This window comes from Ruegeria sp. BG8, assembly GCF_056538325.1.
In genome coordinates, this window is record NZ_JBQFSZ010000006.1 from 201,093 (window position 1) to 217,417 (window position 16,325).

Here is a 16,325-nt window from a genome sequence, read left to right on the forward strand (position 1 = left end):
CAACGGACCTGAACGCTGTGGTTTCGACCGCAGCAAATATGAGCCGGGATGTCCAACATCCCAAACTTGGAGAGAACTGTGGATAGAGCCCAGAAAGAGAAAGTGGTCGAGGAACTCGGCCAAATCTTCGAAAGCTCTGGCGTCGTAGTGGTTGCTCACTACGCCGGTCTGACAGTTGCCGAGATGCAGGACCTTCGCGCACGTGCTCGTGACGCGGGTGGCTCCGTGCGTGTTGCCAAGAACAGGCTTGCCAAAATCGCCCTCGACGGAAAGCCATGTGAAAGCATTGGTGACCTGCTGACGGGTATGACCGTTCTGACCTATTCCGAAGACCCCGTGGCAGCAGCCAAGGTGGCCGAGGACTTCGCCAAAGAGAACCAAAAGTTCGAAATTCTTGGCGGTGCAATGGGTGAGAACGCTCTGGACCGGGCTGGTGTTACAGCCGTGTCGAAAATGCCGTCGCGTGAAGAGCTTATTGCTTCGATCGTGGGCTGCATCGGCGCGCCTGCTTCGAACATCGCCGGTGCAATTGGCGCACCTGCAAGCAACATCGCAAGCATCCTTTCCACCATCGAAGAGAAGGCGGAAGCTGCGTAAGCGGTTGGCACTGAATGATCTGCGTAGGGAATACTCCCTGACGTTGGAACACACACTGTAAACGGAAAGAGCTGATAAAATGGCTGATCTGAAAGCACTCGCAGAAAGCATCGTGGGTCTGACCCTGCTGGAAGCACAAGAACTGAAAACCATCCTCAAAGACGAATACGGCATCGAGCCCGCAGCTGGCGGCGCCGTAATGGTTGCAGCTGGTGGCGACGCCGGTGGCGCAGCTGAGGAAGAAAAAACCGAATTCGACGTCGTTCTGAAGAACGCCGGCGCTTCGAAAATCAACGTGATCAAAGAAGTTCGCGGCATCACCGGTCTGGGCCTGAAAGAAGCCAAAGAGCTGGTTGAAGCTGGCGGCAAGATCAAAGAAGGCGTTGACAAGGCAGAAGCCGAAGAAGTCAAAGCCAAGCTGGAAGCAGCTGGCGCCGAAGTCGAGCTGGCCTAAGCCTGCTTACAGGCACATCGCTGATGTGTCGAACAATTTGGCTGGGTCCGGAGAAATCCGGGTCCAGCCGAACCTGTCTTAGAAAGGGCCTCAATCAAGGGGGGCGTTTTCTAAGACACGGTTTTCGGATCGGGAGGCCACCTTCGGGACGGTGGCCACGAATTGATCCGGACGTGTTGTCTCGATTGTGCAAGATGCCGGGGCCCGACGGTGTCTTTGCCCGCTGAGAACATCGAAAGGTGACATCTGACATGGCTCAAACGTTCCTTGGCCAGAAACGTCTTCGTAAATATTACGGCAAAATCCGCGAAGTGTTGGAAATGCCGAACCTCATTGAGGTCCAGAAATCTTCTTATGATCTTTTCCTGCGCTCCGGCGATGCTGAACAGCCCACAGACGGCGAAGGCATCAAAGGTGTGTTCCAGTCGGTTTTCCCGATCAAGGATTTCAACGAAACCTCCGTTCTGGAGTTCGTGAAATACGATCTGGAAAAACCCAAATATGACGTCGAAGAGTGTATGCAGCGCGACATGACCTACAGCGCGCCGCTGAAGGTTACTCTGCGTCTGATCGTGTTTGATGTCGATGAGGACACCGGCGCGAAATCGGTCAAAGACATCAAAGAACAGGACGTGTTCATGGGCGATATGCCCCTGATGACACCGAACGGCACGTTCATCGTGAACGGTACCGAGCGTGTGATCGTGTCCCAGATGCACCGCTCGCCCGGTGTGTTCTTTGACCACGACAAGGGCAAGACCCACTCGTCCGGTAAACTGCTGTTTGCCTGCCGCATCATCCCGTATCGCGGCAGCTGGCTGGACTTTGAGTTCGACGCCAAAGACATCGTGTTCGCCCGTATCGACCGTCGCCGCAAACTGCCTGTGACCACCCTGCTGTACGCACTGGGTCTGGATCAGGAAGCGATCATGGACGCGTATTACAACACCGTGTCCTACAAGCTGGATGGAAAGAAAGGCTGGGTCACACCGTTCTTCCCCGAGCGTGTGCGCGGCACCCGTCCGACATACGATCTGATCGATGCGAAATCGGGTGAAGTGATTGCCGAAGCGGGCAAGAAAGTCACCCCACGCGCGGTCAAGAAGCTGATCGACGAAGGTGCTGTTACCGACCTGCTGGTGCCCTTCGACAACATCGTCGGCAAATATGTCGCCAAGGACATCATCAACGAAGAAGACGGTGCGATCTATGTCGAAGCCGGTGATGAGCTGACCCTGGAATACGACAAGGACGGCGACCTGATCGGTGGCACCGTTAAGGACCTGATGGATGCGGGCATCACCGACATCCCGGTTCTGGACATCGACAACGTCAATGTCGGCCCCTACATGCGCAACACCATGGCTCAGGACAAGAACATGAGCCGCGAAACCGCGCTGATGGACATCTACCGCGTCATGCGCCCGGGTGAGCCGCCCACCGTCGAAGCGGCCTCGGCTCTGTTCGACACTCTGTTCTTCGACAGCGAACGCTATGACCTGTCCGCCGTTGGCCGGGTGAAGATGAACATGCGTCTGGCTCTGGACGCGCCTGACACTCTGCGCACCCTGCGCCGCGAAGACATCGTGGCCTGCATCAAGGCGCTGGTGGAACTGCGTGATGGCAAAGGCGACGTGGACGATATCGACCACCTCGGCAACCGTCGTGTGCGCTCGGTCGGCGAGTTGATGGAAAACCAGTACCGCGTTGGCCTGCTGCGCATGGAGCGCGCGATCAAAGAGCGTATGTCGTCGGTCGAAATCGACACCGTCATGCCGCAAGACCTGATCAACGCGAAACCGGCAGCCGCTGCTGTCCGCGAATTCTTCGGCAGCTCGCAGCTGTCGCAGTTCATGGACCAGACCAACCCGCTGTCCGAAGTCACCCACAAACGTCGCCTCTCGGCGCTTGGCCCCGGTGGTCTGACACGTGAGCGTGCGGGCTTTGAGGTGCGCGACGTTCACCCGACCCACTATGGCCGGATGTGTCCGATTGAAACGCCCGAAGGTCCGAACATCGGCCTTATCAACTCGCTGGCCACCTTCGCCCGCGTGAACAAGTATGGCTTCATCGAAACACCCTATCGCGTCGTCAAAGACGCCGAGGTGACCGATGAGGTTCACTACATGTCCGCGACCGAGGAGATGCGCCACACCGTGGCGCAGGCGAACGCGACTCTGGATGCTGATGGTAAGTTCATCAACGATCTGGTGTCGACCCGTCAGGCTGGTGACTACACCCTTGCCCCGCGCGAGAATGTTGACCTGATCGACGTGTCGCCGAAACAGCTGGTGTCGGTCGCTGCATCGCTGATCCCGTTCCTTGAAAATGACGACGCCAACCGCGCTCTGATGGGCTCGAACATGCAACGTCAGGCGGTTCCGCTGCTGCGGGCCGAGGCACCGCTGGTTGGTACCGGCATTGAGGAAAAGGTTGCGATTGACTCGGGCGCTGCGATTCAGGCGAAACGCGCCGGTATCATCGACCAGGTCGATGCCCAGCGTATCGTTATCCGCGCGACTGAGGATCTGGAACTGGGCGACGCTGGCGTTGACATCTATCGTCTGCGCAAATTCCAGCGTTCGAACCAGAACACCTGCATCAACCAGCGTCCGCTGATCAAGGTGGGTGACACTGTCCAGAAAGGCGAGGTTATTGCTGATGGTCCGTCGACCGATATGGGTGAACTGGCCCTTGGTAAGAACGTGGTCGTCGCGTTCATGCCGTGGAACGGTTACAACTACGAAGACTCGATCCTGATCTCGGAACGTATCGCGCGGGACGACGTCTTTACCTCGGTCCATATCGAGGAGTTTGAAGTCGCCGCCCGTGACACCAAGCTGGGTCCGGAAGAGATCACCCGCGACATCCCGAACGTGGGTGAAGAAGCGCTGCGCAACCTCGACGAGGCGGGCATCGTTTACATCGGCGCGGATGTTGAGCCGGGCGATATTCTGGTCGGCAAGATCACTCCGAAGGGTGAAAGCCCGATGACCCCGGAAGAAAAGCTGCTGCGCGCCATCTTTGGTGAGAAAGCATCTGACGTGCGCGACACTTCGCTGCGCGTGAAGCCGGGTGATTACGGTACGGTCGTTGAGGTTCGCGTCTTCAACCGTCACGGCGTCGAAAAAGACGAGCGTGCGCTGCAGATCGAGCGTGAGGAAGTCGAACGTCTGGCCCGTGACCGGGACGACGAGCTGGCGATCCTGGACCGCAACATCTATGCGCGTCTGCAAGGCCTGATCCTGGGTAAAACCGCTGTCAAAGGCCCGAAAGGCGTCAAGGCAGGGTCGGTTATCACCGAGGACCTGCTGGAAACCCTGACCCGCGGTCAGTGGTGGCAGCTGGCGCTGGAAGGCGAGCAGGACGCACAGATCGTCGAAGCTCTGAACGAGCAGTACGAAGTGCAAAAGCGCGCTTTGGATGCCCGTTTCGAAGACAAGGTCGAAAAGGTTCGTCGTGGCGACGACCTGCCGCCGGGTGTGATGAAGATGGTCAAAGTCTTCATCGCCGTAAAGCGCAAGCTGCAGCCGGGCGATAAGATGGCCGGTCGTCACGGGAACAAAGGTGTGATTTCCAAGGTTGTTCCGATGGAAGACATGCCGTTCCTGGCCGATGGTACTCCGGTTGACTTCTGTCTGAACCCGCTGGGTGTGCCGTCGCGTATGAACGTCGGTCAGATCCTTGAAACCCACATGGGTTGGGCCGCACGCGGTCTGGGTCTGAACATCGATGACGCTCTGGGTGAATACCGCCGGTCCGGCGATCTGACCCCGGTGCGCGAAGCGATGAAGCTGGCCTATGGCGAGAATGTCTACGAAGAAGGCATCACCGGTCTGGACGAGGATGGCCTGATCGAGGCTGCGGGCAACGTGACCCGCGGTGTTCCGATCGCAACCCCGGTCTTCGACGGTGCCAAAGAGGCTGACGTCAACGACGCGCTGGTACGTGCGGGCTTCTCGGAAAGCGGTCAGTCGGTTCTGTTCGACGGTCGTACGGGTGAGCAATTTGCGCGTCCGGTGACCGTGGGCATAAAGTACCTGCTGAAACTGCACCACCTTGTGGATGACAAGATCCACGCGCGTTCGACCGGGCCGTACAGCCTGGTGACCCAGCAGCCGCTGGGTGGTAAGGCGCAGTTCGGTGGTCAGCGCTTTGGTGAGATGGAGGTTTGGGCTCTGGAAGCTTACGGCGCCGCCTACACCCTGCAAGAGATGCTGACGGTGAAATCGGATGATGTCGCCGGCCGGACCAAGGTCTATGAGTCGATCGTCAAGGGCGAGGATAACTTTGAAGCGGGCGTACCGGAATCGTTCAACGTTCTGGTTAAAGAAGTCCGTGGCCTCGGCCTGAATATGGAACTTCTGGATGCGGAGGTTGAGGAGTGAGGCCAGCAATGTTGCTCGCTGCGGTGACACCTTTGTCGGGGTGCTTCTACCCCCTTCCTATTACGTCTTCGTATGATGCTGATAGCAAGCAAAGCTATCCATTCGAACACAGGGAAGGGTTGGAGCATCGCGTCGTTTACACGCCGCTGACGAGCAACAAGCTGGAAGCTGTCAATTCCGCACTTGCGGTTTGTGGGAAGCCACCCGTTGATCGTTCGGGTCTCAACCAAGCGCAAGTCGACCTTAAGATGGATTTCTCAGGCGCACTCAATGTCGAGTCGACGTTTGAATGCCCAGAGCCTGGAAAGGATTGAAAATGAACCAGGAAATCACCAACAACCCGTTCAACCCGCTGACGCCCCCGAAGGTTTTCGACGAGATCAAGGTCTCGCTGGCGTCGCCCGAGCGGATCCTGTCTTGGTCCTATGGCGAGATCAAGAAACCCGAAACCATCAACTACCGGACGTTCAAGCCCGAACGTGACGGCCTGTTCTGCGCGCGTATCTTTGGCCCGATCAAAGATTACGAATGTCTGTGCGGCAAATACAAGCGGATGAAGTATCGCGGCGTTGTCTGCGAGAAATGCGGTGTGGAAGTCACTCTGCAGAAAGTCCGCCGCGAGCGTATGGGCCACATCGAACTGGCCGCGCCCGTCGCACATATCTGGTTCCTGAAATCGCTGCCGTCCCGCATCGGTCTGATGCTGGACATGACGCTGCGCGATCTGGAACGCGTTCTGTACTTTGAAAACTACGTTGTCATCGAGCCCGGTCTGACTGACCTGACCTACGGCCAGATGCTGACCGAAGAAGAGTACATGGATGCGCAGGATGCCTATGGCATGGACGCGTTCACCGCCAATATCGGTGCTGAAGCCATCCGTGAGATGCTGGCCCAGATCGATCTGGAAGCCGAAGCCGAGCAGCTGCGCGCTGATCTGGCCGAAGCAACCGGTGAACTGAAGCCCAAAAAGATCATCAAACGTTTGAAGGTCGTCGAATCCTTCCTCGAGTCGGGCAACCGGCCCGAGTGGATGGTCATGACCGTGATCCCGGTCATTCCGCCGGAACTGCGTCCGCTGGTTCCGCTGGATGGTGGCCGTTTCGCGACCTCGGATCTAAACGATCTGTACCGCCGCGTCATCAACCGGAACAACCGTCTGAAGCGTCTGATCGAACTGCGCGCGCCTGACATCATCGTCCGCAACGAAAAGCGGATGTTGCAGGAATCCGTGGATGCTCTGTTCGACAACGGCCGTCGTGGCCGCGTGATCACCGGTGCCAACAAGCGTCCGCTGAAATCGCTGTCGGACATGCTGAAAGGCAAGCAGGGTCGCTTCCGTCAGAACCTTCTGGGTAAGCGGGTCGACTTCTCGGGCCGTTCGGTCATTGTGACCGGTCCGGAACTCAAGCTGCACCAGTGTGGTCTGCCCAAGAAGATGGCGCTGGAACTGTTCAAACCGTTCATCTACTCGCGCCTTGAAGCCAAGGGTCTGTCTTCGACCGTGAAACAGGCGAAGAAACTGGTCGAGAAAGAGCGTCCCGAAGTGTGGGATATCCTCGACGAGGTGATCCGCGAACACCCTGTCATGCTGAACCGTGCGCCCACGCTGCACCGTCTTGGCATTCAGGCGTTCGAGCCGGTTCTGATCGAAGGTAAAGCCATCCAGCTGCACCCGCTGGTCTGTTCGGCCTTTAACGCCGACTTCGACGGGGACCAGATGGCGGTTCACGTCCCGCTGAGCCTTGAGGCCCAGCTGGAAGCCCGTGTTCTGATGATGTCGACGAACAACGTTCTGTCGCCTGCAAACGGCGCGCCGATCATCGTTCCGTCGCAGGATATGATCCTGGGTCTGTACTATGTGACCCTGGAACGCGAAGGCATGCCGGGCGAAGGCAAAGTGTTCGGTTCGATCGACGAAGTTCAGCACGCGCTGGATTCCGGCGAAGTGCACCTGCACTCGAAAATCACCGCGCGGATCACGCAGATCGACGGCGAAGGCAACGAGGTTCAGAAGCGTTATGAAACCACTCCGGGCCGTCTGCGTCTGGGTGCTCTGCTGCCGATGAACAACAAAGCGCCGTTCGAACTGGTCAACCGTCTGCTGCGGAAGAAAGAAGTGCAGCAGGTGATCGACACTGTCTACCGCTATTGCGGTCAGAAAGAGTCGGTTATCTTCTGTGACCAGATCATGTCGATGGGCTTCAAAGAAGCGTTCAAGGCGGGCATCTCGTTCGGTAAGGACGACATGGTCATTCCCGATGACAAGTGGGGCATCGTTGATGACACCCGCGGTCAGGTGAAGGACTTTGAACAGCAGTACATGGACGGCCTGATCACTCAGGGCGAAAAGTACAACAAAGTTGTCGATGCCTGGTCGAAGTGTAACGACCGCGTCACCGAAGCCATGATGTCGACGATCTCGTCGTCGGATCGGGCAGAGGATGGTTCTGAGCAGGAACCGAACTCGGTCTACATGATGGCTCACTCGGGTGCGCGTGGCTCGGTCACTCAGATGAAACAGCTGGGCGGTATGCGCGGCCTGATGGCCAAGCCGAACGGTGACATCATCGAGACGCCGATCATCTCGAACTTTAAAGAAGGTCTGACCGTTCTCGAGTACTTCAACTCGACCCACGGTGCCCGTAAGGGTCTGTCGGATACCGCGCTTAAGACGGCGAACTCGGGTTACCTGACCCGTCGTCTGGTGGACGTGGCGCAGGACTGCATCGTTCGTGAGATCGACTGTGGCACCGAGCGTGCGATCACTGCCGAAGCCGCGGTGAACGACGGTGAGGTTGTCGCCTCGCTGGCCGAACGTGTGCTGGGCCGTGTGGCCGCTGACGATGTCCTGCGTCCGGGCACCGATGAGGTGATCGTCGCAGCAGGTCAGCTGATCGACGAGCGCATGGCCGACACCATCGACGAGGCCGGTGTTGCGTCGATGCGCATCCGCTCGCCTCTGACCTGTGAGTCCGAGGAAGGCGTCTGCGCAACCTGCTACGGTCGTGACCTTGCACGCGGCACCATGGTGAACACAGGTGAAGCTGTCGGCATCATCGCCGCGCAGTCCATCGGTGAACCCGGTACACAGCTGACCATGCGGACCTTCCACATCGGTGGTGTTGCGCAAGGTGGTCAGCAGTCGTTCCAGGAAGCCAACCAGGAAGGTGTTGTCGCGTTCGAGAACCCGCAGATCCTGGTCAATGCGGCAGGCGAAAGCCTGGTCATGGGCCGGAACATGAAGCTGGTGATCAACGACGAACACGGCGAAGAGCGTGCCAGCTTCAAGCTGGGCTACGGCTCGAAACTGTTCGTCAAGGACGGAACCAAGGTTGCCCGTGGCGACAAGCTGTTCGAATGGGATCCCTACACCCTGCCGATCATCGCCGAGAAAGCCGGTACTGCGAAATACGTTGACCTTGTGTCGGGCCTGGCTGTCCGCGACGAGACCGACGAAGCAACTGGTATGACCCAGAAGATCGTGATCGACTGGCGCGCCGCCCCCAAAGGCAGCGACCTCAAGCCCGAGATTATTCTGGTCGGCGAAGATGGCGAGCCGGTCCGCAACGATGCGGGCAACCCGGTTCACTATCCGATGTCGGTGGATGCGATCCTGTCGGTCGAAGATGGCCAGCAGATCGAGGCCGGTGACGTTGTCGCGCGTATCCCGCGTGAAGGTGCCAAGACCAAGGACATCACCGGTGGTCTGCCGCGTGTGGCCGAACTGTTCGAAGCGCGTCGTCCGAAAGATCACGCGATCATCGCCGAAGCCGATGGTTACGTGCGCTTTGGCCGCGACTACAAGAACAAGCGCCGCATCAGCATCGAACCGGCGGACGAGTCCATGGAGACCATCGAGTACATGGTACCCAAGGGCAAGCACATCCCGGTCGCCGAAGGGGACTTCATCCAGAAGGGTGAGTACCTGATGGACGGTAACCCGGCTCCGCATGACATCCTGTCCATCATGGGTGTCGAAGCGCTGGCGGATTACATGATCGACGAAGTGCAGGACGTGTATCGTCTGCAGGGCGTGAAGATCAACGACAAGCACATCGAGGTCATCGTGCGCCAGATGCTGCAGAAGTGGGAGATCCTGGATTCAGGCGACACCACCCTGCTGAAAGGCGAACATGTCGACAAGCAAGAGTTCGACGCAGCCAACGAGAAGACCATCGCCCGCGGCGGTCGTCCGGCGCAGGGCGAGCCGATCCTTCTGGGGATCACCAAAGCCTCGCTGCAGACGCGTTCGTTCATCTCAGCGGCGTCGTTCCAGGAAACCACCCGCGTGCTGACCGAGGCCTCGGTTCAGGGCAAAAAGGACAAGCTGGTTGGCCTGAAAGAGAACGTCATCGTCGGCCGCCTGATCCCCGCCGGTACCGGTGGAGCAACTCAGGCCGTGCGCCAGGTTGCGCAATCGCGCGACAACGTCGTCATCGAAGCCCGCCGGGAAGAGGCTGAAGCGGCCGCTGCCCTGGCCGCTCCGGTCATCGACGACGACATGGTCGGTGACGAGCTGGACATCGTAATCGACGCGCCTGAAAGCCGAGAATAATCCTCGAACCTGAGAGATAGAAAAGGCCCTGCAATTTCGCGGGGCCTTTTTGTTTGCATGGAACAGTTTGACAGTTTTGTTTGTCTGCGGATGAGTAGGCTATTTTCTTTTCCGACCCCGAAGCTACAGTGGTGGATAACAGGGAAAGGGGACATAACGCGTGAACAGGAACGTAGATCGGGGGCCGTTTCTGGAACGTATTGCTCGTATTAAGATAAGCGCGGAATACACTGCGCCCAAAGTCCCATCGCCGCGTCCCGAGAGCATTTGGACACGTTTTCTATACCCTGCATCATTTGTTGGCGTATTTTTCCTGAGTGTAATTTTTGCGTTTCTGATGCGTTACATCGTCTACCACACAGTCGGAGTTCTGGAGGCAGGCTCGCTGAGCATTCAGAAATGGATAGAGTTTGGTTTTGCAGGTGGAGCGATCTTCTTTGTTGGCCTTCTCTTGCGTGATCGAAAAAGGGAGTATTCAACCGTTGTTATCGCTGGAGTTCTGGTAACCACTTTCGCGTTCCATAACCTTGTATGGGAATACCCGCAGGTGTTTGAAATACTGTTCGGCGAAGAATGGGTGGAGTCTACAGAACAGCGAACTCTCCCTTCCAGTTTAAACATTTTTGGATACATTTTTGAATTTGGTAAAGCGTAACGCGAACGTTCATTGCTATTGGAATTTCCGTCGCGGGGCTTGCTCGCAAGGCGCACAGCATGTGACGGAGTAAAGGAAATGACCCCAAACGTAAAAGGCGCGCTGTTGATGATGGGCAGCATGGCGGGTTTCACCATCAATGACAGTCTGATCAAGCTGGCGGGTGATCAGATGCCTCTGTTTCAGATGGTGGCCATGCGGGGGGTGGTGGCGACGGTTCTTGTCTATCTGATGGCGCGGTATCTTGGGGCGCTGCATCTGAATTTTCCGCGTCATGACAAATGGCTGATCGCGGCGCGTTGTGTGGCCGAGTTGTCGGCTACATTCTTTTTCCTGACGGCGCTTTTGCACATGCCTCTGGCAAATGTGACGGCGGTATTGCAGGCCTTGCCGCTGACCGTGACGTTGGGGGCGGTGCTGTTTTTTCGCGAGCGGATCGGATGGCGGCGGGTTTTGGCCATTGTACTGGGCTTCATCGGGATGTTGCTGATTGTGCGCCCGGGTCCAGAGGGGTTCGATATCTATGCGATTTATGCGCTGATTGCGGTGGCGTCTGTTACTGTCCGCGATCTGATTACGCGGCGGATGTCCGTCCATGTCCCCTCGCTTGCGGTGACCCTTGCGACATCGCTGACCATCACGCTGTCCGCCGGGATCGCCGCGTCTGTGTCGGGTTGGCAACCGGTGCCGCCTGCGGCTGGGGCCATGATCGCCTGCGCGGCGGTGTTCGTGCTGGTGGGGTATTTATGCAGCGTCATGGTAATGCGCGAAGGCGATGTGGGGTTCATCGCGCCGTTTCGCTATTCAAGCCTGATCTGGGCGCTGGCCCTGGGCTGGTTGGTGTTTGGTGATTGGCCGGATTCGATCACGCTGCTGGGTGCGGGTCTGGTCGTTGGCGCCGGCTTGTTTACTCTGTTGCGCGAAAGGCAGGTTCACTCGGCGGAGTGAACTCGTCGAACCGCGTCCTGTTCAATGGCAAAGCGCGCGATGAATTCGCCCTCAAGCTCGGGCGTCAGGGGGGAGAGTTCGGTCCTGCTGTTGCGCGCGTGTGGCGAGTCGTTGAATTGGTTCAGCGTCCGCACCCACATCGGCGCATCCGGATAGCTGACCACAGGCATGAAGTTCCCGATGCGATTGTGGGTGAAGTTCATGATCGTCAGCTCACACCCTCCGCGTACATGCATGGCAAAGCCGATCCCCAGCAGGGACCGAAAGACGAGCGCCGCCTGAATGCCATCGGCTCCGAACCTGGCCAGAAACCCCTGATTGTAGTCGATGGCGACGGTCTTGTTGTTCTGCAGCAAGGTTTGATTTTCATCAGCAGCAATGCGCAAACGTTCGATGAAATCCACGGATACAGCGTCATCGTCGTCATGACGGAATTGAATGCAAGGTGCAGCGGGATTGTCGCGTGCGGCGTTTAGCACGTCTTTCATCACCCGGCGGTGACGCATCGGGCGGCGAGCGATTATCTCAACCTGTTTCATTCCCGCGGTCAGGTCATGAAGCCGATCAAGGGCGGGTTTGGGCAGGCATTCCCCGATGACGATCTTTAACTGGTAGTCTTCGTCCGTCTGCTCTTGCAAACACGGCAGGGTGGTGGTTTCGAACAGGCGGAACCGTTCCTCAAGCCGGGCGGGGTTGTACAGGTAAGCGCGCCGTTCCTCGATCGTTTCATGTTCGACCTGAAAGCCGCCATGGGCAGGGTAGGAAAAGCGGCACAGGCCGATGATTTGCATGTTTCATCCGTGGTTCAGACCGTCGCCGCGACTATGCCCGCGCGTCCCGAAACCCGCAACGGGTCATGGGGCTGGCATGTGCTGGCAACAGTGGATAAATCGACGTAACACGGCCTGTGGCGAAGCAGCTCGGGTGTACTGTTGACACTTGGTCCGACTCCCCTTAATACGCGCCCATCTCGGTACCGGGGGCCGCCCCAAAACCGATCTCAGTAATGGACTGGTCAAGACCCGGACAATTTTGCAGTTCGCGTCCTCTGATAACCAACCGCGACGTTCACCTCGGAATGGGAACGCTCGCGGGTTTTGCGCTTGTGGACGCATGAGTGCAGCGAATTTAACCGCACGCAATGCGCGTGCATGTCATGTGTGTTGCAAAACGGGGAAGAAACCGGAATGCCAACTATTCAACAGCTGATCCGCAAACCGCGGCAGCCCAAAGTAAAACGCTCGAAGTCCATGCACCTGGAGCAGTGCCCGCAGAAACGCGGCGTCTGCACCCGCGTGTATACCACCACACCGAAAAAGCCGAACTCGGCTATGCGTAAGGTTGCCAAGGTGCGCCTGACCAACGGGTTCGAGGTCATCTCGTACATCCCCGGTGAAAGCCACAACCTGCAGGAACACTCGGTTGTTCTGATCCGTGGCGGCCGTGTAAAAGACCTTCCCGGTGTGCGTTACCACATCCTGCGCGGTGTTCTGGATACTCAGGGCGTCAAAGATCGTAAGCAACGTCGTTCGAAATACGGCGCGAAGCGTCCCAAGTAAGAGACAAAGCAGATGGCCCGCTTCCCTGTATTCGCTTTCGTGGTTTCGATTTTGGTTTTCCCTGTTCAGGCTCATGCAGAGTTTGCGGCTGTGGCGTATAACCAAAATACGAACAACATGGGGTATACTTGGGGGCGAGATACTCAGGAAGAAGCAAACGAAAGAGCTTTGACGACTTGCAAGCAGTATTCGAACAATGCCGCTGGATGCGAAGTCGTCGTCGAGACAACTCAGTGCTTTGCTATATTTCGGTACAAGGGCAAGGACCATTGGGCTGAAGGTGCATCGCACCGGGAAGCCAAGAAAACCGCATCTGCCGAATGTAGAGAGAAATTTGGTGCAAAATGCTGGCGAGTGACCAGCAAGTGTGCCAACCAATAGAAAGGGAAACGGACAATGTCCCGACGTCACGCGGCTGAAAAGCGCGAAGTCCTGCCTGACGCCAAATTTGGCGACAAGGTTCTGACCAAATTCATGAACAACCTGATGATCGACGGCAAGAAGTCGGTCGCAGAGCGCATCGTTTACAACGCGTTTGACCGCGTTGAGAACAAGGTAAAGCGCGCTCCTGTCGAAGTGTTCCACGAAGCACTTGATAACATCAAACCGTCGGTCGAGGTTCGCTCGCGCCGCGTTGGTGGTGCAACTTATCAGGTTCCGGTCGAAGTGCGCCCTGAGCGCCGCGAAGCACTGGCCATCCGCTGGCTGATCACTGCTGCGCGTGGCCGCAACGAAAACACCATGGAAGAACGTCTCGCCGGCGAACTGCTGGACGCTGTACAGTCCCGCGGTACCGCCGTGAAGAAGCGCGAAGACACCCACAAGATGGCCGAGGCGAACAAAGCCTTCAGCCACTACCGTTGGTAATTCAGAGGCTTATCAAAAATGGCACGCGAATATCCGCTCGAACTGTACCGTAACTTCGGTATCATGGCGCACATCGACGCAGGTAAGACCACCTGCTCGGAGCGTATCCTGTACTACACTGGTAAATCCCACAACATCGGTGAGGTGCACGATGGTGCAGCCACCATGGACTGGATGGAGCAGGAGCAGGAACGCGGCATCACCATCACCTCGGCTGCGACCACCACTTTCTGGGAACGCACCGAAGACGGTCAGACCGCCGATACCCCCAAGCACCGCCTGAACATCATCGACACCCCCGGCCACGTTGACTTCACCATCGAAGTCGAACGTTCGCTGGCGGTTCTCGACGGTGCCGTCTGCGTTCTGGACGCAAACGCCGGTGTTGAGCCCCAGACCGAAACCGTGTGGCGTCAGGCTGACCGCTACAAGGTTCCGCGTATGGTTTTCGTCAACAAGATGGACAAGATCGGCGCAGACTTCTTCAATTGCGTTCGCATGATCGAAGACCGTACCGGCGCACGTGCTGTTCCGGTTGGTATCCCGATCGGCGCCGAGTCCGAGTTGGAAGGTCTGATTGACCTGGTCACCATGGAAGAGTGGCTGTGGCAGGGCGAAGATCTGGGCGCAAGCTGGATCAAAGCCCCCATCCGCGACAGCCTGAAAGACATGGCTGACGAATGGCGCGGCAAGATGATCGAAGCGGCCGTCGAAATGGACGACGACGCGATGATGGAATACCTGGAAGGCAATGAGCCCGACGTTCCGACCCTGCGCGCCCTGCTGCGCAAAGGTACCCTGGACATCGCGTTCGTTCCGGTTCTGGGTGGTTCGGCGTTCAAGAACAAAGGCGTTCAGCCGCTACTCAACGCCGTGATCGACTATCTGCCCAGCCCGCTGGACGTTGTTGATTACATGGGCTTCAAACCCGGCGACGAAGAAGAAGTTCGTGACATCGCACGTCGTGCAGACGACGACATGGCGTTCTCGGGTCTGGCGTTCAAAATCATGAACGACCCCTTCGTTGGCTCGCTGACCTTCACCCGTATCTATTCGGGCACCATGAACAAGGGTGACTCGATCCTGAACTCGACCAAAGGTAAGAAAGAGCGCATCGGTCGTATGATGATGATGCACTCGAACAACCGGGAAGAGATCGAAGAAGCGTTTGCAGGCGACATCATCGCGCTGGCGGGTCTGAAAGACACCACCACCGGTGACACCCTGTGTGACGCGAAGGATCCGGTGGTTCTGGAAACCATGACCTTCCCCGATCCGGTGATCGAGATTGCGGTTGAGCCCAAAACCAAGGGCGACCAGGAAAAGATGTCCCAGGGTCTGGCCCGTCTGGCCGCCGAAGACCCGTCTTTCCGTGTGGAAACTGATCTGGAATCCGGTCAGACCATCATGAAGGGCATGGGCGAACTTCACTTGGACATCCTGGTTGATCGTCTGAAGCGCGAGTTCAAGGTGGAAGCGAACATTGGTGCACCGCAGGTGGCCTATCGCGAAACCATCTCGATGCCGGTCGAACACACCTACACCCACAAGAAACAGTCGGGTGGTTCGGGTCAGTTCGGTGAGGTTAAACTGGAGATCACTCCGACTGAGCCGGGCGAAGGTTACTCGTTCGAGAGCCGCATCGTTGGTGGTGCCGTTCCGAAGGAATACATCCCGGGTGTCGAAAAAGGCATCCAGTCGGTTATGGACAGCGGCCCTCTGGCTGGCTTCCCCGTGATCGACTTCAAGGTTGCCCTGCTGGACGGTAAGTTCCACGACGTTGACTCGAGCGTTCTGGCGTTCGAAATCGCGGCCCGTATGTGTATGCGTGAAGGCATGCGCAAAGCTGGCGCGAAACTGCTGGAACCGATCATGAAGGTCGAAGTGATCACCCCGGAAGAATATACTGGCGGTATCATCGGCGACCTGACCTCGCGTCGTGGCCAGGTGTCTGGTCAGGAACCGCGCGGCAACGCGATTGCGATCGATGCGTTCGTTCCGCTGGCGAACATGTTTGGCTACATCAACACTCTGCGTTCGATGTCGTCGGGCCGTGCCCAGTTCACCATGCAGTTCGACCACTACGATCCGGTTCCGCAGAACATCTCGGACGAGATCCAGGCGAAATACGCATAACCAAAGATTTGAGGGGGTCCGGTTCACGGGCTCCCTTCATTACCGAAAAAGGAGGCCATCATGGCAAAGGAAAAGTTTGAGCGTACAAAACCGCACGTCAACATCGGCACGATTGGCCACGTTGACCATGGTAAAACGACGCTGACCGCAGCGATCACCAAGT

Annotated in this window: 12 protein-coding genes; 11 read left to right on the plus strand and 1 reads right to left on the minus strand. The window is 57.5% G+C overall.

Annotated features, from left to right (window positions below):
• The first annotated feature begins 78 nt into the window (after window positions 1–78).
• From rplJ to ACR0DG_RS14160, 6 genes are all read left to right on the plus strand, one after another.
• Complete coding sequence (gene rplJ / locus ACR0DG_RS14135; RefSeq protein WP_170385948.1) at window positions 79–597, plus strand: 50S ribosomal protein L10; 519 nt, start codon at window positions 79–81, stop codon at window positions 595–597.
• Window positions 598–676: 79 nt separating this feature from the next.
• Entirely contained in the window at window positions 677–1,051 is a 375-nt protein-coding gene (rplL, locus tag ACR0DG_RS14140; RefSeq protein ID WP_480697906.1) for a 50S ribosomal protein L7/L12, read from the plus strand.
• A gap of 251 nt (window positions 1,052–1,302) precedes the next feature.
• Entirely contained in the window at window positions 1,303–5,439 is a 4,137-nt protein-coding gene (rpoB, locus tag ACR0DG_RS14145; protein WP_480697905.1) for a DNA-directed RNA polymerase subunit beta, read from the plus strand.
• 316 nt (window positions 5,440–5,755) lie between these two features.
• On the plus strand, window positions 5,756–9,997 hold the full coding sequence (rpoC, locus tag ACR0DG_RS14150) for a DNA-directed RNA polymerase subunit beta' (RefSeq protein ID WP_480697904.1): 4,242 nt from the start codon (window positions 5,756–5,758) through the stop codon (window positions 9,995–9,997).
• A gap of 160 nt (window positions 9,998–10,157) precedes the next feature.
• Window positions 10,158–10,652, plus strand: coding sequence for a hypothetical protein (locus tag ACR0DG_RS14155; RefSeq protein WP_480697903.1), 495 nt, complete (start codon window positions 10,158–10,160; stop codon window positions 10,650–10,652).
• A gap of 78 nt (window positions 10,653–10,730) precedes the next feature.
• Complete coding sequence (locus tag ACR0DG_RS14160) at window positions 10,731–11,600, plus strand: DMT family transporter (RefSeq protein ID WP_480697902.1); 870 nt, start codon at window positions 10,731–10,733, stop codon at window positions 11,598–11,600.
• Here ACR0DG_RS14160 and ACR0DG_RS14165 read toward each other — a convergent pair.
• Window positions 11,585–12,391 (minus strand): putative rhamnosyl transferase, encoded by an 807-nt coding sequence (locus ACR0DG_RS14165; protein WP_480697901.1) that lies wholly within the window; start codon window positions 12,389–12,391, stop codon window positions 11,585–11,587. The two genes, ACR0DG_RS14160 and ACR0DG_RS14165, sit on opposite strands and share 16 nt — an antisense overlap.
• Window positions 12,392–12,787: 396 nt before the next feature.
• Between ACR0DG_RS14165 and rpsL the strand changes: the two genes are divergently transcribed.
• From rpsL to ACR0DG_RS14190, 5 genes are all read left to right on the plus strand, one after another.
• The gene (rpsL, locus tag ACR0DG_RS14170) at window positions 12,788–13,159 is read left to right on the plus strand and encodes a 30S ribosomal protein S12 (protein ID WP_005621086.1); all 372 of its coding nucleotides are present in this window, start codon (window positions 12,788–12,790) and stop codon (window positions 13,157–13,159) included.
• 12 nt (window positions 13,160–13,171) lie between these two features.
• Entirely contained in the window at window positions 13,172–13,540 is a 369-nt protein-coding gene (locus ACR0DG_RS14175; protein WP_480697900.1) for a DUF4189 domain-containing protein, read from the plus strand.
• Between the two features lie 15 nt (window positions 13,541–13,555).
• Window positions 13,556–14,026 (plus strand): 30S ribosomal protein S7, encoded by a 471-nt coding sequence (rpsG, locus tag ACR0DG_RS14180; RefSeq protein ID WP_010441203.1) that lies wholly within the window; start codon window positions 13,556–13,558, stop codon window positions 14,024–14,026.
• Between the two features lie 18 nt (window positions 14,027–14,044).
• Window positions 14,045–16,162, plus strand: coding sequence for an elongation factor G (gene fusA, locus ACR0DG_RS14185; RefSeq protein ID WP_480697899.1), 2,118 nt, complete (start codon window positions 14,045–14,047; stop codon window positions 16,160–16,162).
• Window positions 16,163–16,222: 60 nt separating this feature from the next.
• A partial coding sequence (locus tag ACR0DG_RS14190) for a GTP-binding protein (protein ID WP_377181647.1) occupies window positions 16,223–16,325 on the plus strand: 103 nt, incomplete at its 3' end.